Origin of the sequence: Stenotrophomonas daejeonensis (assembly GCF_001431505.1) — a bacterium.
In the GTDB taxonomy this organism is placed as follows: Bacteria; Pseudomonadota; Gammaproteobacteria; order Xanthomonadales; family Xanthomonadaceae; genus Stenotrophomonas; species Stenotrophomonas daejeonensis.
The window spans coordinates 17,778-35,055 of sequence record NZ_LDJP01000052.1; the positions used below are offsets into that span (position 1 = coordinate 17,778).

The 17,278-nt window shown below is 71.1% G+C and carries 13 protein-coding genes; 5 read left to right on the plus strand and 8 right to left on the minus strand.

The window, feature by feature from the left end:
• Positions 1–27: 27 nt before the first annotated feature.
• The 7 genes from proC to ABB34_RS09145 are packed head-to-tail and all read right to left on the minus strand — an operon-like array spanning position 28 to position 9,713.
• Entirely contained in the window at positions 28–840 is an 813-nt protein-coding gene (gene proC, locus ABB34_RS09115) for a pyrroline-5-carboxylate reductase (protein WP_275452841.1), read from the minus strand.
• Positions 837–2,840 carry an alpha/beta hydrolase family protein gene (locus ABB34_RS09120; protein WP_057641007.1) on the minus strand — a complete coding sequence of 668 codons (2,004 nt, stop codon included), beginning with the start codon at positions 2,838–2,840 and terminating at the stop codon, positions 837–839. Before ABB34_RS09120 ends, proC begins: the two co-directional genes overlap by 4 nt.
• A complete protein-coding gene (locus ABB34_RS09125; protein WP_057641008.1) occupies positions 2,837–3,832 on the minus strand; it encodes an alpha/beta hydrolase in 996 nt (331 codons plus the stop codon). The genes ABB34_RS09120 and ABB34_RS09125 overlap by 4 nt, the downstream gene beginning before the upstream one ends.
• The gene (locus ABB34_RS09130; RefSeq protein ID WP_057641009.1) at positions 3,829–4,467 is read right to left on the minus strand and encodes an FMN-binding negative transcriptional regulator; all 639 of its coding nucleotides are present in this window, start codon (positions 4,465–4,467) and stop codon (positions 3,829–3,831) included. The genes ABB34_RS09125 and ABB34_RS09130 overlap by 4 nt, the downstream gene beginning before the upstream one ends.
• A complete protein-coding gene (locus tag ABB34_RS09135) occupies positions 4,467–5,906 on the minus strand; it encodes an amidase family protein (RefSeq protein WP_057641010.1) in 1,440 nt (479 codons plus the stop codon). Before ABB34_RS09135 ends, ABB34_RS09130 begins: the two co-directional genes overlap by 1 nt.
• On the minus strand, positions 5,903–7,453 hold the full coding sequence (locus ABB34_RS09140) for an amino acid permease (protein ID WP_057641011.1): 1,551 nt from the start codon (positions 7,451–7,453) through the stop codon (positions 5,903–5,905). Before ABB34_RS09140 ends, ABB34_RS09135 begins: the two co-directional genes overlap by 4 nt.
• 4 nt (positions 7,454–7,457) lie before the next feature.
• On the minus strand, positions 7,458–9,713 hold the full coding sequence (locus ABB34_RS09145; protein WP_057641012.1) for a TonB-dependent receptor: 2,256 nt from the start codon (positions 9,711–9,713) through the stop codon (positions 7,458–7,460).
• Between the two features lie 268 nt (positions 9,714–9,981).
• On the opposite strand from ABB34_RS09145, the gene ABB34_RS09150 reads away from it, so the two are divergent.
• Positions 9,982–10,479, plus strand: a complete 498-nt coding sequence (locus ABB34_RS09150; protein ID WP_057641013.1) for an Lrp/AsnC family transcriptional regulator — start codon at positions 9,982–9,984, stop codon at positions 10,477–10,479.
• Between the two features lie 44 nt (positions 10,480–10,523).
• On the opposite strand, the gene glmS is transcribed toward ABB34_RS09150, so the two are convergent.
• The gene (glmS, locus tag ABB34_RS09155) at positions 10,524–12,353 is read right to left on the minus strand and encodes a glutamine--fructose-6-phosphate transaminase (isomerizing) (protein WP_057641014.1); all 1,830 of its coding nucleotides are present in this window, start codon (positions 12,351–12,353) and stop codon (positions 10,524–10,526) included.
• 215 nt (positions 12,354–12,568) lie between these two features.
• Here glmS and ABB34_RS09160 point away from each other — a divergent pair, with 215 nt between their 5' ends.
• The 4 genes from ABB34_RS09160 to ABB34_RS09175 all read left to right on the plus strand — a co-directional run bounded on the left by ABB34_RS09160 (position 12,569) and on the right by ABB34_RS09175 (position 17,256).
• The gene (locus ABB34_RS09160; protein ID WP_057641020.1) at positions 12,569–13,837 is read left to right on the plus strand and encodes an efflux RND transporter periplasmic adaptor subunit; all 1,269 of its coding nucleotides are present in this window, start codon (positions 12,569–12,571) and stop codon (positions 13,835–13,837) included.
• A gap of 34 nt (positions 13,838–13,871) precedes the next feature.
• The gene (locus tag ABB34_RS09165; RefSeq protein ID WP_057641015.1) at positions 13,872–14,564 is read left to right on the plus strand and encodes an ABC transporter ATP-binding protein; all 693 of its coding nucleotides are present in this window, start codon (positions 13,872–13,874) and stop codon (positions 14,562–14,564) included.
• A 141-nt stretch (positions 14,565–14,705) separates the two neighbouring features.
• Positions 14,706–16,028 carry an ABC transporter permease gene (locus ABB34_RS09170; RefSeq protein ID WP_057641016.1) on the plus strand — a complete coding sequence of 441 codons (1,323 nt, stop codon included), beginning with the start codon at positions 14,706–14,708 and terminating at the stop codon, positions 16,026–16,028.
• A 13-nt stretch (positions 16,029–16,041) separates the two neighbouring features.
• Positions 16,042–17,256, plus strand: a complete 1,215-nt coding sequence (locus ABB34_RS09175) for an ABC transporter permease (RefSeq protein WP_057641017.1) — start codon at positions 16,042–16,044, stop codon at positions 17,254–17,256.
• Positions 17,257–17,278: the final 22 nt, after the last annotated feature.

Consider the following 17,278-nt stretch of genomic DNA (forward strand, 5'->3'; position numbering starts at 1 on the left):
AAGCATGCCTTCCCGTCCGAAGCGCCCCTACCCGGCCAGCGCCTGCCCGCGCGCTCGCGCCGCATCGACAGCGCGATCGACCAACGCGGTCCAGCCACCCTCATCCAGCACCTGCACCGCCGCTTGGGTGGTGCCGCCCGGCGAGGTCACGCGCTCGCGCAGCCGTGCCGGGGCCTCGTCGGCCGCCTGCAGCATGCGCGCCGCGCCGAGCAGGGTCTGCACGACCAGTCGCCGGGCGGTCTCCGCTGGCAGGTCCCGCGCGCGGGCCGCCTGTTCCATCGCCTCGGCCAGCAGGTACAGGTAGGCCGGGCCGCTGCCGGCGACGGCCGTCACCGTGTCCATCTGCACCTCGTCATGCAACCACACGGTCGTGCCGGCGCCGCGGAACACGGATTCGGCGCTTGCGCGCTGCGCGGCATCCAGCGACGGCGCCGCGTAAAGTCCGGTGACGCCGGCGCCGATCGCCGCCGGCTGGTTGGGCATGCTGCGCACCACGCTGTCGGTGCCCAGCCATTGCCGCAGTTGCGCATGGGTGATGCCGGCCATGATCGAGACCACCAGCGGGCGCGTCGACGACGCCACCCCGGCCAGCGCTTCGCAGACGCTCCGCGCGACCTGCGGCTTCACCGCCAGCACCCAGACCGGTGCCGCGGCCGCGGCTTCGGCGTTGTCCGCCGTTGCCTGCACCTGCAGCCCCGCGGACAGCGCCCGGCGGGTATCGGCGTCCGGGTCGGCCACCACGATCCGCGCCGGGTCGCGGCCCTCGGCGAGCAGCCCCTGCACCAGGCAGCGCGCCATGTGCCCGCCGCCGATGAAGGCGACCTCGGCCGGCGACGTCACTGCGGCCGCTCCACGCCGAGCCGGGCATCCAGCCAGTCCAGCACGCGCTGCTGCACGTCGCGCCCGTGCGCGCTCTCGAAGAACCAGTGCGGGCCGCGCGGGTAGGTGACCATTTCCACCGGGGTGCCGTTGAACTTCAGCGCGCGATGGAACATCTCGCCCTGCGACAGCGGTACGCGCTTGTCCTGCTCGCCGTGCAGGATCAGCACCGGCACGGTGACCTTGTCGGCGTGGCGGATCGGCGAATGCGCGTCGTAGGCGGCGCGATTGGCGAGCGGGTCGCCGAAGTAGCCTGGCAGGTAGTCGGGGGTGTCCGTGGTCAGCGCCATCGCGCCGATGTCGATCACGCCGGCGCCGACGATCGCGGTCTTGAAGCGGTCGCTCTGCGTCACCGCCCACGCCGCCATGTAACCGCCATAGCTCCAGCCGCCGATCGCCAGCCGCCGTGGATCGGCCACGCCTTCGCGCTCCAGCAGGTCCACGCCGTCGAGGATGTCCTGGAAGTCGCCGCCGCCCCAGTCATTGCGCACCATCTCGGCGAAGGCCGGGCCGCCGCCCTCCGAGCCGCGCGGGTTCGGCAGGAACACCGCGTAGCCATGCGTGGCCAGCAGCTGCGCCCAGTCGTGCCACGAGCCCAGCCAGCCCGACCACCATGCCCAGGCCGGGCCACCGTGGCCCTGTACCAGCGTCGGCAGCGGCGTGCCGCGCTTCCAGCCCGGCGGCGTCACCAGCAAGCCGGTGATGCGCAGGCCGTCGCGCGAGGAGATCCACTCCAGTTCGCGCACCTGCCCATGCGCCCAGCCGGCCACTTCCGGGTGCGTGTCGGTGCGCGCGGCCAGCCGGCCGTCGTCCAGCGTCCAGACCTCGGCCGGCTGGTCGTCGCGCAGCCCCAGGTAGGCGCTGCGGCCGGTGCGCGCAGTGGTGAAGGACGCGAACGGAATCTGCGGACGCGCGATTTCCTTCCAGCCGCCGCTGGCCGCGTCCAGGCGCAGGAAGGCGCCGCGCACGCCGCGCTGGCCTTCGCCGAGCAGCGTGTTCTCGTCCTGCCAGCGCGCCAGCCACAGCGTGCCGTTCCAGTCCGCGCCCAGCGCCACGCGGCGCCCGCTGGCGACGTCGTGCACGGTGGGGCTGGCGGTCATGCCGTGTTCGCCCAGCCGGCCGTAGAGCAGGCGGCTGCCGTCCGGCGACCATTGCAGCGGATGCGCCGAGGCGCGCGGCTCCAGCACCGGCCCAAGCGCACCCGTGCCGGCATCGGCCAATACCACCCGCGAGCGGTACCAGTAGTCGTTGAGGGTGGTGCCATCGGAGACGCGCAGCGCCAGCGTGCGGCCGTCCGGCGACCATGCCAGGTCGTGCACCTGCACGCCGGGCGCGGTCAGCGCGCGGGTGGTGCCGTCGCGCAGGTCGCGCAACCACAGCCGCGAGAACAGGGTGGGATGTTCGACGCGCACCGCGTCGTCCTTCGCTTCGCGCGCGGCCCTGGCCGCAGCGTCGGGCGTGTCGCCGGACAGATAGGCGATGCGGCTGCCGTCATGCGATACCTCGAACGCGCTGACGTCGCCCTGCGCGTGCGTCAGCAGCGTGGCGTCGTCGCCCCGCGCATCGACGCGCCAGACCTGCGTGCCGGCAAGGCCGGCCTCGGCTTCGGCGGCCGGCAATGGGCGGTTGGAGATGAAATCCAGATGGCGGCCATCGGCCGTCCAACGCGGATGCTCCTCGCTGGCCGCGGCCGGCGCGGGCAACTCGCGCGCGACCGCCCTGCCGGTCGCCGGCACCCGCCAGATGCGGCTGCGCGGCGGCTGGCCCTGCGCCTGCGGCGTGCCCACGGTGTAGGCGATCCACTGCCCGTCGCGGTCGATCTGCGGATCGCCGACGCTGCGCAGCGCCATGATCTTCTCCGGCGTCGGCAGCTCCGGCGCCGTTCCCGCCGCGGCCAGCGCCGGCAGGCCGGCGAGCAACGTCAGGCAGATGGTCAGGATCCGGCGCGGCATCGGCATCATGCGGGTTGTCCTTGCGGGGTGGGCAGCGGCAGGTGGCGGCGCAGCCATTCGGCGCCGCGGGCGATGGCGTCGCGCGCCTTGTCGGAGACGGCCATCGCCTCGATGAAGCTGTGCGGCGCGCCGGGATAGACCTGCGTGCGGGTGGGCACGCCGGCCTCGGCCAGCCGCCGCGCCATCGCGGCGTTCTGCTCGGCCAGCACGTCGCGGTCGCCCCACAGCAGCAGCGCCGGCGGCAGGCCATGCAGGTCCGCGTGCAGCGGCGCCGCCAGCGGGTCGGCCACCCGCTCGGCCTCCGGGCCGAGGTAGGCGACCCAGAATTCGTCCATTTCCGCGCCGCTGAGCATGTCCTCGGACGTCCCCAGGTTTTGCCGCGCGGCATCCGACAAGGCCGGCGTCCATGCGCCGTAGTTCAGCAGCAGCGCGCGGATGCGGGCCAGTTGCCCGGCCTCGCGCAGGCGCAGCGCGGTGGCGACGGCGAGGTTGGCCCCGGCCGAGTCGCCGCCCAGCGCCAGTTGCCCTGCGTCGATGCCGAGGCCGGCGCCGTGCGCCTGCAGCCAGTCCAGCGCGATGGCCGTCTGGTCGAGCGCGGCCGGGTACGGGTGCTCCGGTGCCAGGCCGTAGTCGATCGCCAGCACCGGCAGGCGCGCGGCGTCGGCGTATTCGCGCAGCAGGCGGTCGTGGGTATCCAGCCCGAACATGCACCAGCCGCCGCCGTGCAGGTAGACCAGTGCCGGCGACGGCGCGGCGGTGGTCATGCTCTGCGGGTACAGCACGCGCAAACCGAACGCGCCGTGTGGCGACTCCAGTTGCACGTCGCTGACGTCGCGCATGCGCGGCCCGCCCTCGCGCCAGCGGGTACGCGCCTGCGCGGCGATGGCGCGGCGCTCGGGCCAGCCCGGTTCGCGGCCGCCGCGCAGTTGCGCGCCCTGCCGGCAGACATCCTCGATGAACAGGCGGATCTGCGGGTCCAGCGCCTGCAGGCTGCGGTTCATGCGGACGCCCCGGCGTCGCCGGCGAAATCGCGCATCCACTCCACCAGTGCCAGCTCGCCACCGGTCTGCAAACCGACCAGCAGTTGGGCGAAATCGTGCCGCGCCTCGTCCTGGCCGAGCTTGAAGGTGGCGCGCACCTCGCGCACCGCCCCGCGCAGCGCGGTGACGCCGGTGGCCAAGCGCGCATAGCGCTCGCCCATCTCGTCCAGCGCCCACGCGCGCGGGCGCCCGGCCTCCATCTGGCTGACCAGCGCATCGAGTTCGGCGCGGATGTCGGCCGGCTCCTCGCTCACCGTCACCTCCAGCTCGAACATCGCCGCGGCGTAGTTCCAGCTCGGCGCCTGGGTGCGGTCGTCCAGCCAGCTCGGCGAGACATAGGCGTGCGGCCCGATCAGCAGCGCCTGCGCGCGGCCGTCGCGGCGCAGCCGCGCCACGTGCGGGTTGCGCCGCGCCAAGTGGCCGCGCAGCGCGACCAGCCCGCCATCGGCATCGAGTTCGGCGCGCAGCGGCAGCGGGGTGAAGGCGGCATCCTCGCCGCCGGCCGACACCAGCCAGGCGAAGGGTTGGGTGGCGAGCAGGCGCAGGACGTCGTCCTGGCTGCGCGGTGCATAACGGCTGTCGCGGGCGTGTCCCATCAGTGCAGTTCCTTCAGTGCGGTGGCCACGGAAACCGCGGGCCAGCGGTCGCGCCACGGCGCGGCCTGTTCGAGTTCGGCGGCCAGTTGCAGCAGCAGCGGCTCCTGTCCGCGGTCGGCGGCGAACTGCACGCCGACCGGCAATGCGCCGGCCTGTCCCAGCGGCAGCGAGATCGCCGGGGTACCGGCAAGGTTCTGCAGCGGGGTGTAGCCCATCCAGTGGAACATGGCCGGCAGCAGGGCGTCGAAATCACGGTCCGGCGCCAGTTCGCCCAGCGGCGGTGGCGGGGTGCGGAGGGTCGGCGTCAGCAGCACGTCGCAATGCCGGTGGAAGGCGTTGAAGGCCGGCGGCAGCGCGGCCAGCGTGGCGTAAGCCTGTTCCAGTTCGGCCACGCCGCAATGGGTGCGGTGATACTCCGCGAGCCCGTGCGTCCACGGCTCCAGCGCGGCCGCGGCGAAGTCCTCGCCGCCCTGCGCGGTGGCCAGTTCCACCGCGTCCAGGCCCAGCCGCGACCATAGGGTGTACAGCGCCCGCCAGACCTCGCCACCCGGCAGCGGGTACGCCGCGGCTTCGACGTGGTGGCCGAGCGAGGTGCATAGCCGAATGACGTCCTCGACGATGGCGGCGACGGCCGGGTCCGGCGCCAGCCCCGGCAACGCATCGGCCACCACACCGATGCGCAGCCGACGCGGCGGGCGCGCCAGCGCCTGCGGGTCGAGGCCACCGTCCGGGTGCGCGGCCGCGAACGCCCAGGCGCTGTCGCGCACGCTGCGCGACATCAGGCTGTCGGCGACAATCAGGTCCTCGATCGCATGCCGGCCGCGCACCGCCACCGTCGCACCACGCCCGGGCTTGAGCCCGACCACGCCGCAGGCCGAGGCGGGGATGCGGATCGAGCCGGCGCCGTCGCTGCCGTGGGCCAGCGGCACGATGCCGGCGGCCAGCGCCGCGCCGGCGCCGCCGCTGGAACCGCCCGGCGAATGCGCCACGTCCCATGGGTTGCGCGTGACCGGGCCGAGCAGCGGTTCGGTCGAACCCATCAGGCCGAACTCGGGCATCGCGCTCTTGCCGATCGCCACCAGCCCGCTGGCGTCGAAGCGCTGCACGAACGGCGGCGCGTCGGTGGCCGGCATGCTGCTGCGCGAACGCGAGCCGCCGCGCGTGGGCATGCCCGGGTAGCGCAGCGAATCCTTGGGCAGCCACGGCACCCCGGCCATCGGCGCGGCGCGGTCCACGCCGGCGGCACGCGCCAGCGCACCGTCGAAATCCGTATGGCTGAGCGCGCCCAGCGCGGGGTCGAGATGGCGCGCGCGGACGATGGCCGCGGCGGTCAGTTCGGCCGGCGACAGTTCGCCATCGCGGACCAGCGCATGCTGGTCGTGCGCGTCCAGATGGCCCAGCTCCAATGCCTGGGCCAGCGGAAATTCCTTGGACGTCATGCTTGCGGATCCTGCACTTGCCGGCGCGCGCGGCGCTGGCCGTAACCGAGGTAGAGGACGGCGCCGGCCAGCAGGTAGGCCAGCAGCAGGCTGGCCGGCAGCACGTCGCCGCGGCGCACCTGGTTGAACATGTCGCCCAGCACCGGCGCCATCATCGCCAGGCACATGACGATGCCCAGCACCGGCACCACGCCGATCCAGGCCCGGCCGACCCACACCCCGCCCAGCGGCACGCGGAAGCCGCCGCGCAGGTCGGGGCGGGTCGAGCGCAGCCACATCACCGCGATGCACACCACAATGAAGGCCGAGGCGATGCCCAGGCAGATCAGGTCGCCGAGGATGCCGATCGGCAACAGCGCGGCGAGCAGGGCGCTGGCGACGCCGAAGGCGACGCTGGCCAGCCACGGCGTGCCCAGCTTCGGATGCACCCGGGTGAAGAACGCCGGCAGCAGGCCGTCGCGGGCAATGGCCATGCCGACGCGCGAGACGCCATAGGCGTTGGCCAGCAGTACCGAGCCCAGCCCGGTCAGCGCGCCGACCTTGATCAGCACCGCGAAACCCGGCCAGCCGATGCGGTCCACCGCCAGCGCCACCGGGTCGGGCACGCCGAGCTCGCGGAACGGCACCAGCCCGGTCAGCACCGCGCCGGCGGCGATGTACAGCACCGTGCACACCACCAGCGAGCCGAGGATGCCCAGCGGCACATCGCGGCGCGGCCGGCGCGCCTCGGCGGCGGCCATCGATACGGTTTCAAAGCCGAGGTAGGCGAAGAACAGCATCGCCGCCGCGCGCATCACCCCGGGCCAGCCGTAGGCGAAGCCGCCCTCGTTGGCCGGCAGGAACGGCCGCCAGTTGGCCGCGTCGATGAACGTCGTGCCCACCGCGACGAAGGCCAGCAGCACCGCGATCTTGACCAGCACCAGCACCAGGTTGGCCAGCGCCGAACGCCCCACCCCGGCGATCTGCACCGCCGCCGCGGCCAGCACCGCCAATGCCGCGACGACGTTGACGCCGCCGCTGAAATCCAGATGGGTATGCCCGCCCTGCTGCACCGCGCTGACGGTGGAGGTCGCCAGCGCCGCCGGTACGTGCACGTGCAGGTCGCCGAGCAGGCTGGTGAGGTAGCCCGAGAAGCCGGCGGCCACCGCGGCGGCGGCCAGCAGGTATTCCAGGATGATCATCCACGCCAGCGCCCACGCCGCGCCCTCGCCCAGCGTCACCTGGCAGTACGAGTACGCCGAGCCGGACACCGGGATCACCGACGACAGCTCGGCATAGCACAGCCCGGTGAAGCCGCAGGCCAGCGCCGCCAGCACGAAGGCCAGCACCACCGCCGGCCCGGCGAAGCTGGCCGCGGCCTCGCCGGTCACCACGTAGATGCCGGCGCCGAGGATGTTGGCCACGCCCAGCACCAGCAGGCTGCCTGCACCCAGCCGGCGGTGCAGGCCGGCGCGCTCGCCGTCGGCCACCACCGCCTCCAGCGGCTTGCGGCGGGCCGCAAGCTGCCAGCGCCCGAGCGGGCGCGCCTTCGCGAAGTTCCCGTCCATCGGCTCAGTAGCGCCAGTGCACGGTCACGCCGACGGTGCGCGGCCGCACCAGGCCTTCGCCGACGCCGTTGGTCTCGGCCACGCTGCGGGTGACGCCGCGCTTGTCGGTGAGGTTGCTGCCGAACAGCGTCACGTCGGTGCTGCCGAAGGTCATCCGATAGCGCAGGTCGAACAGGTTGTAGTTGCCCTGGCGGTTCGGCGCGACGCCCGGCACCGCGGAGTTGAGGTCGCTGATGCCGCCGCCGACGTACTGGTGCGACAGCGACAGCACCGGGTAGAAAGGCGTGTCGAAGTGCCAGCTCAGCAGGTTGCTCACCGTCCAGTCGGCCGAGCCCGGCAACTGCGAGCCCTTGGGTGCGGTGCCGTACCAGAGGATGAACAGGTCCTCGTCCAAGCGCGCACGCTGCCAGGTCGCCGCGGCCTGCCACTCGAAGGCATCCACCGGGCGCCAGGTGGTGGCCAGCTCGATGCCGCGGCTGTAGGCCTTGCCGCCGTTGCTGGCGTAGTTGTAGAAGTCCGGCGTCTGCAACCGCAGCTGGATGTCCTTCCAGTCCACGTAGAACAGCGTGGCGTCGAGCAGCAGGCGCCCACCGGCCCAGCTGGTGCGGGTGCCGAGTTCGTAGTTGACCAGGCTGTCGCTCTTCGAGCCGGACGGCACCGGATAGGCGCTCAGGCCGGCGGTGTTCGGCTCGCCGAAGCGGAAGCCCTCGGACACCAGGCCGTAGACCATCACGTCCGCGTTCGGCTGCCAGCTCAGCGCGACCTTGGGATTGAAGCCGTTTTCCTTGGTCTGCTGGGTGGAGACGATGGGATCGCCCGGATACGTGGAGAAACCGACCTGGGTGGTGGTCGTGCGCACCTCGTTGCGGAACAAACGGCCGCCGACAGTCGCCTTCCATTGTTCGTTGAAGTGGAAGCTGGCCTCGCCGAACAGCGCCGCCTCCGAGCCGCCGAGGTGGGTGCCGAAGGCGTTGAAGACCTCCCCGTCCGGCGCGATCACCGCGCCGCTGCCCGGGCCGAACAGCGCCGACTGGTCGAACGCCGCGGCCGCGCCGGCGGCGCCGATCTGCTCGTACAGGTCCTTGTCCGAATCGAAGTACATGCCGCCGACCAGCCAGTCGACGCGGCCACCGGGCTTGGACGACAGCCGCAGCTCGATGCTCTTGCCGCGGCTCTCGCCGCCGGATTCGATGTACAGCGGCGAGGTCAGGTCCAGGTCGAGGTCGGCGTTGTAGGCGGCGCGGATCGGGGTGTAGTCGAAGCGCCAGTCCTGCTGTTTCTTCTGGTAAGCGGCCAACGCGGTGAGGTCGGCGAAGCCCAGGTCCTGGTCCAGCCGCAGGCTGTGCACGGCGACCTTGGTAGTGGTGAACTCGGGGATCGCGGTGTCGCGCTGCAGGTCGCCCAGCCCGGCGATCCGGTAGCCGTTGTCGTCGCTGTCGATGTCCTGCAGCAGGCTCAGCCAGGTCAGGGTGGTGGCTTCGGACGGGGTCAGCACCACCGACAGGCGGCCGCCGTCCAGCGTGGTGTCGTTGGCGCCCTTGCGGCCGGTGCCGATGTTGTCGAGGAAGCCGGGGTCGTCGCGGTACTGCGCCACCGCGCGCACGGCGAGCAGGTCCTGCTTGATCGGCAGGTTCACCATCGCCTTGGCGGCAAAGCCGAGGTCGGCGTTCTTCGTCTGGCTCAGCGTCGCCTCGGCGGCGGCGTCGAAACCGCCGCTGTCGGCGACGTTGGCGACGTAGTTGACCGCGCCGCCCATCGACGCCGAGCCGAACAGCGTGCCCTGCGGGCCGCGCAGCACTTCCACGCGGTTGAGGTCGAAGGCATCGACGTCGGGGATGGCGATGGTCCAGCCCGGCTCGGTCAGCGGCACCTCGTTGAGGAAGTAGCCGGTGGTCGGCTGGCCCTGCACGTTGCCCGAACTGGTGGCGATGCCGCGCATGACCACGTGCGACACGCCCGGCTGGTAGTTGTTGAACACCACGCCCGGAGTGCGGCCGATGTAGTCGGCCAGCGACTGCGCGCCGATGTCCTGCAACTGCTGGTCGGTGACCGCCGAGGCCGAGCCGGCGATCTCGCGCACCGATTCCTTCAGCTTGCCGGCGGTGACGGTGATGGTGTCCAGCGTCCGGGCCGGGTCGGCGCCCGCGGCTGGCGGCGTCGCGTCCTGCGCCCAGGCGGTGGTGGTGGCGGCGGCCACGCCGAGGCAACAGGCGAAGCGGATGGCGTGGGTGAGCTTGCGGACGTGGAGTTGCGAAGGCATTGGCACGGTCCCCTGGTGGCGATGGATGGAGCCGGCGGGCATTCCCGCACGGCGGCATGCGCGGCTGGGACCGAGTGAAAGTGAAAAGCGCCATCGCTGTCCAGCAGAATCAACGGCACGACAACTGGCGACAAACCATTGATTGCACTATGGTTCCAACGCAGAAAGCCGTGGATATGGCCGATCCCGCAGGTGAAATACGCAGAATCTGCGGCGCCCGTCATCAAATAGCGAACAACCTGCGGCAGCCGCCGCACCGGGAAATCCCATGACCGCCAAGGCGCTGGACCGTACCGACCTGAAGATCCTCGACGTGCTGCAGCAGGACGCGCGCATCACCAACCAGGCGCTGGGCGAGCGCGTGGCGCTTTCGCCCAGCGCCTGCCTCGCGCGGGTGCGCGCGCTGGAGGCCAAGGGGCTGATCCGCGGCTACCACGCGCACGTGGCGGTGGACCGCATCCGCTCGGCGACCGTGGTGCTGGCGCAGGTCACCTTCAAGCAGCACGCGCTGGAGGAATTCACCGAGTTCGACCGCCGCATCCTCGCCATGCCCGAGGTGGTCGAGGCCAGCCGCATCTCCGGCGCCCACGACTACCTGCTGCGGGTGATCGTCAACGACGTGCACCATTGGAAGGACATCGCCCGGCTGCTGCTCGGCGGCGACTACGGCGTGGAGAAGATCGTCTCGCAGTTCCTGATGGACGAGGTCAAGCCGTTCAGCGGCTACCCGCTGGTGGCCACCTCGACGGACAAACGCGGGGAATAGCGGCGGCCGCCCGCGCCCTGCGGTTTCCCGCAGGGCGCACACAATCACTCCACCGTCACCGACTTGGCCAGGTTGCGCGGCTTGTCCACGTCGGTGCCACGCGCCAAGGCCGTGTGGTAGGCAAGCAGCTGCACCGGGATGGTGTGCACCACCGGGCTGAGCACGCCGGCGTGGCGCGGGGTGCGGATCACGTGCACGCCCTCGGAGGCGCTGAAATTGCTGTCCTGGTCGGCGAACACGAACAGCTCGCCGCCGCGCGCGCGCACTTCCTGCATGTTGGATTTCACCTTCTCCAGCAGGCTGTCGTTGGGGGCGATGACCACCACCGGCATCTCCGCGTCCACCAGCGCCAGCGGGCCGTGCTTCAGCTCGCCGGCCGGGTAGGCTTCGGCGTGGATGTAGGAGATTTCCTTCAGCTTCAACGCGCCTTCCAGCGCGATCGGGTAATGCAGGCCGCGGCCGAGGAACAGCGCGTTGGCCTTGCCGGCGAAGCGCTCGGCCCAGGCGACGATCTGCGGCTCCAGGTTCAGCGCGTGCTGCACGCTGCCCGGCAGGTGCCGCAGCTGTTCCAGGTAGTCGGCTTCCTGCGCGGCATCGACGCGGCCGTGCAGCTTGCCCAGCACCACCGCCAGCTGGAACAGCGCGGCCAACTGGGTGGTGAAGGCCTTGGTCGAGGCCACGCCGATCTCGGCACCGGCGCGGGTGTAGCAGACCAGCTCGCTGGCGCGCGGGATCGCGCTCTCGGGCACGTTGCAGATCGACAGCGTGTGCCGGTGACCAAGCGACTTGGCGTACTTGAGCGCCTCCATCGTGTCCAGGGTTTCGCCGGACTGGGAAATGGTGACGATCAGGTGCTTCGGGTCGGCATAGGCGGCGCGGTAGCGGTATTCGCTGGCGATCTCCACGCTGCACGGCAGGTTGGCGAGGGCCTCGATCCAGTAGCGCGCGGTCAGGCCGGCGTAATAGCTGGTGCCGCAGGCCAGGATCTGCACGCCGGTGACGCCGGCCAGCACTGCCTGCGCATCCTTGCCGAACAGTTCGGCCGGGAAGCCGCCGGCATCAATGGCGGCCTCGATGGTGTCGCCCAGCGCGCGCGGCTGCTCATGGATTTCCTTCTGCATGAAGTGGCGGTACGGGCCGAGTTCCAGCGAGGCCAGCGACACGCTGGACAGCCGCTCCTCGCGCTGCACCGGCACGTCGCCGGCATCGAACACCCGCACGCCGGCGCGGGTCAGCTCGGCGGTGTCGCCTTCTTCGAGGAACACCACCCGGCGCGTGGCCGAGACGATCGCCGACACGTCCGAGGCGACGAAGTTCTCGCCCTCGCCCAGCCCCACCAGCAGCGGGCAGCCCATGCGCGCGACCACCATGCGCTGTGGCTCGGCCTGGCTGATGACCGCCAGCGCGTAGGCGCCGGTCAGTTCCTTCACCGCACGCTGCAAAGCTTCCAGCAAATCAATACCGGCTTGCAGGTGGTGGTGGATCAGGTGGGCGATGACCTCGGTGTCGGTCTGCGACTCGAACGCGTAGCCCAGCGCGCGCAACCGCTCGCGCTGTTCCTCGTGGTTCTCGATGATGCCGTTGTGCACCAGCGCCACACCGTGGCTGAGGTGCGGGTGGGCGTTGGATTCGGTGACCCCGCCATGCGTGGCCCAGCGGGTGTGGCCGATGCCCAGCATCGCGCTGAAGCCCTCGGCGGCGGCGGCGCTTTCCATCTCGGCCACGCGGCCGGTGCGGCGCACGCGGCGGATGGCACTACCGTCCAGCACGGCGATGCCGGAGGAGTCGTAGCCGCGGTATTCCAGCCGCTTCAGCCCTTCGATCAGTACCGGTACCACGTCGCGATCAGCGATCGCCCCAACGATGCCGCACATAAACCGCCCGCTTGCGAAAAGAGCGGACATTCTAAGTCAGCCGATTCGGCCATCCAGCGGACATCGCCGGACAGGCCCGCCGCGGACACTGTCCGCGCGGGTGTCCGCGGACACCCGGACACTTTCCGGATTCGCACATATTCCAATGATTTCAAATATTTGCGAGTTGGCACGGGACCTGCTTGATGAACAGCAACCTACCAGCGATGCCGACGATGATCCGCGACACCTCCGCACAGGACCAGACAATCACCCAGCACCAGCGGCCGCAGTGGCGCCGCTGGCTGTGGCCGGCCGTGGCCGTGCTCGTCGTGCTGGCCGGCGTCGGCTTCGTCACCAAGGGCTGGCTCGGCGGCTCGCGCTCGTTCGACGGCGACCGCCTGCGCATCGCCACCGTCGGCCGCGGCGACCTGGTGCGCGACATCGCCGCCGACGGCCGCGTGATCGCCGCCAACAGCCCGGTGCTGTACGCCATCTCCGCCGGCACCGTGACCTTGAAGGTGGTGGCCGGCGACGTGGTCAAGCAGGGCCAGGAGCTGGCGGTGATCGACAGCCCCGAACTGCGCAGCAAGCTGGCGCAGGAACAGGCCACCCTGGCCGGGCTGGAGGCCGAGGCCGGGCGCGCCGCGCTCGACGCCACCCTGGCCCGCGCCACCGGCGCGAAGATGTCCGACCAGGCCGAGCTGGTGCGCACCGCCGCCCAGCGCGACCTGGACCGCTACCAGCGCGGCTTCGACGGCGGCGCGGTGCCGCAGGTGGATCTGGCCAAGGCCCGGGACGAACTGAAGAAGGCCGAGATCGAACTGCAGCACGCCCGCCAGGACGCCACCCTGCAGAGCCGCGGCGCCGACCTCGACGCGCGCAACAAGCGGTTGTTGGCCGAACGCCAGAAGGCGGTGGTGAACGAGGTGCAGCGCCAGGTCGATGCGCTGACCCTGCGCGCGCCGTTCGACGGCCAGGTCGGGCAGGTACAGGCCACCCAGCACACCCAGGTCGTCGCCAACGCGCCGGTGCTGGGCGTGGTCGACCTGTCGCGCTTCGAGGTCGAGATCAAGGTGCCCGAGAGCTTCGCCCGCGACCTCGCCATCGGCATGCCGGCGCAGCTGACCAGCGGCTCCAGGCAGCCGTTCCCGGGCGAAATCTCGGCGGTGTCGCCGGAGGTGGTCAACGGCGAGGTGGTGGCGCGCATCCGCTTCTCCGACCAGCAGCCGCCGGGCCTGCGCCAGAGCCAGCGGATGAGCGCGCGCATCCTGCTGGACACCCGCAAGGACGTGGTCAAGGTCGAGCGCGGCCCGTTCGTCGAGCAGTCCGGCGGCCGCTACGCCTGGGTGGTCAACGGCAGCACCGCCAGCCGCCGCCCGGTGACCTTCGGCGTCAGCAGCCTGGGCGAGGTCGAGATCGTCGAAGGCCTGCAACCGGGCGAGAAGGTCGTCGTCTCCGGTACCGATCTGTTCGGCGATGCCGAGCGCGTTTCCATCAACTGATCCCCGTTTCCACCTTTCAGCACAGGAACCTCCCATGCTCCAGATGCAATCCGTCTCCAAGGTCTTCCGCACCGAACAGGTCGAAACCCACGCGCTGCGCTCGCTGGACCTGCACGTGCGCGAAGGCGAGTTCGTCGCCGTCACCGGCCCGTCAGGCTCGGGCAAGACCACCTTCCTCAACATCGCCGGGCTGCTGGAGACCTTCACCAGCGGCCAGTACCTGCTCGACGGCCAGGACGTCAGCCACCTCGGCGACGACGCCCGCTCGCGCCTGCGCAACCAGAAGATCGGCTTCATCTTCCAGGGCTTCAACCTGATCCCCGACCTGAACCTGTTCGACAACGTCGACGTGCCGCTGCGTTACCGCGGCATGCCCGCCGCCGAGCGCAGGCAGCGCATCGAGAAGGCGTTGAGCGACGTTGGCCTGGGTTCGCGGATGAAGCACTACCCGGCCGAACTGTCCGGCGGCCAGCAGCAGCGCGCCGCCATCGCCCGTGCCCTGGCCGGCAGCCCGCGCCTGCTGCTGGCCGACGAACCGACCGGCAACCTCGACACGCAGATGGCGCGCGGCGTCATGGAGCTGCTGGAGGAGATCAACAGCCAGGGCACCACCATCGTGATGGTCACCCACGACCCGGAGCTGGCCGCGCGCGCGCAGCGCAACGTGCACATCGTCGACGGCCAGGCCACCGACCTGCTGCGCGAGCCGGCGCTGGCGCACGGCTGACCTGCGCCCTCCCTTGCGCGTAGCGCAGGGGAGGGCTGGGGAGGGGTGCTTTGGCTTCCCCGCGAAAAGCCACCCCCTCCCAACCTCCCCCTTTTGCTTTGCAAAAGGGGGAGGGGTGTCCCCCGCAACCGGAACCCTTCCATGTTCGCCTACTACCTCAAACTCGGCCTGCACAGCCTGCGGCGCACGCCGGTGCTGACCGCGCTGATGGTGTTGTCCATCGCGATCGGCATCGGTGCGGCGATGACCACGCTGACGGTGATGCACCTGCTGTCCGGCGATCCGCTGCCGGGCCGCAGCCAGCACCTCTTCTACCCGCAGGTCGATGCGCTTTCGACCAGCAAGGCACGCCGCAACCCGCCGGACATGCTCGACTACACCTCGGCGATGGATTTGTGGCGCGCCGGGCGCGGCGACCGCCAGGCGCTGGTGAACGACAGCCCGATCAAGTTGCAGGCGCCGGAAACCGGGCAGCCGCCGCTGATGACGACGATGCTTTCGACGCATGCCGACTTCTTCCCGATGTTCGCGGTGCCGTTCGCCTTCGGCGGCCCGTGGACCGGCGAGGACGACGAAAAGCATGCGCGGGTCGCGGTCATCTCCGCCGACCTCAACGAAAAACTGTTCGGCGGCAAGGACAGCGTCGGCCGCACCCTGCGCATCCGCGATGCCGACGTGCGCATCGTCGGCGTGCTGGGGCCGTGGCGGCCGTCGCCGCAGTTCCACACCCTGGCCGGCGGCAATTTCTCGCAGGGCGACACCGCCAGCTTCTACGGCAAGGCCGAAGACGTGATGGTGCCATTCCAGACCGGGCTGGAAATCAACGACGGCCACTTCGCCCAGTTCACCTGCAATTCGCTGCCGGCCGTGCCCGGCCACCTGCAGAACACCGACTGCGTCTGGCTGCAGCTGTGGGTGGAACTGGGCAGCGCCGCCAAGGTCGCCGACTACCGCCGCTTCGTCAGCGACTATGCCGCGCAGCAGAAGGCGCTGGGCCGGATCCCCTTCCCCGAGAACGCCCGCCTGCTGTCGCTGATGCAATGGCTGGACTACAACCGTGTGGTACCGCGCGACGTGCGCCTGCAGAGCTGGCTGGCGCTGGCGTTCCTGCTGATCTGCCTGTTCAACACGGTCGGCCTGCTGCTGGCCAAGTTCCTGCGCCGCGGCAGCGAGATCGGCGTGCGCCGCGCGCTGGGTGCATCCAGGCGTTCGATCTTCGCCCAATGTCTGATCGAGGCCGGCCTGATCGGCCTGATCGGCGGCACGCTCGGCCTGCTGCTGACCTTGGCCGGGCTGGGGGCCATCCGCAGCCAGCCGGTGGAATACGCCGACCTGGTGCACCTGGACCTGCCGATGTTCGCCGCCACCTTCGTGCTGGCGCTGTCGGCCAGCATCGTCGCCGGCCTGTTCCCCGCCTCGCGCGCCAGCCGCATCGCCCCGGCGATGCAACTGAAGACCCTGTAAGCGGAGCCGACCCATGGACATCAAGCCAATCCTCTCCGCACTGGGCCGCCACCGTGTCGCCGCCGCGCTGATCGTGCTGGAAATCGCGCTGGCCTGCGCGGTGCTGTGCAACGCCTTCTTCCTGATCTCCAGCCGCCTGGAACTGATGCGCATCGACAGCGGCGTGCAGGAAAGCGCCGTCGGCACGATCACGCTCAACGGCTGCGACGGCTGCAGCAACGCCGACCTCAACGCACGCGTGCTCGGCGCGTTGCGCGCCATCCCCGGCGTGCGCGCCGCCGGCGCCGCCAACAGCACCCCGTTCGGCCAGCGCGCCGGCTACATGGGCGCCAGCCTCGACCAAGAGGGCAAGCAGTGGGCCGGCGTGCTGCACTTCTACATGGCCGACGCCGCCGCGATCGAGGCGCTCGGCCTGCGCCCGGTGCAGGGCAATCCCTTCGCCGCCAGCGACTTCCAGCCGATCGACAACTTCGTGCCGAGCGACGCCCCTGTGTGGGTCACCCGCGCGCTGGCCGAACACCTGTGGCCCGGCGAAAGCCCGCTGGGCAAGGAACTGTGGAGCGGCGCGCACTTCCGCGTGACCGGCGTGGTGGACAACTTCGCCGTCACCGACCCGGGCCGCAGCGAGGAGGGCGTGGCCGGCGCGCAGTGGTCGGTGATCGTGCCGGTGCGCGACGACGCGCAATCGGGCAGCTACGTGCTGCGCGCCGATCCGCTCGACCTGCCGCGGGTGATGCAGGCCGCGCGCCAGGCAGTGGCCCGCGCCGTGCCCGAGGCGGTGCTCGACCAGCAGCAAAGCCGCACCCTGTCCGAACTGCGCGAACGCTATTTCCGCAGCGACCGCGCGATGGCGTGGCTGCTGGTCGCGGTGATCGCGGCGATGCTGCTGGTCACCGCGCTGGGCATCGTCGGCCTGGCCAGCTTCTGGGTGCAGCAGCGCACCAAGCAGATCGGCATCCGCCGCGCGCTTGGCGCCACTCGCCGCCAGATCACCACCTATTTCCAGACCGAGAACCTGCTGCTGACTGGCGCCGGCATCGCGCTCGGCATGCTGCTGGCCTACGGCGGCAACCAGGTGCTGATGCACCACTTCGAGATCGCGCGGCTGCCGCTGCCCTACCTGCCGTTCGGCGCGCTGGCGCTGTTGCTGCTGGGCCAGGCCGCCGTCATCGGCCCGGCGCTGCGCGCCGCCGCCGTCCCGCCCATCGTCGCCACCCGCTCCGCATAGCCCCTCTCCCACCGGGAGAGGG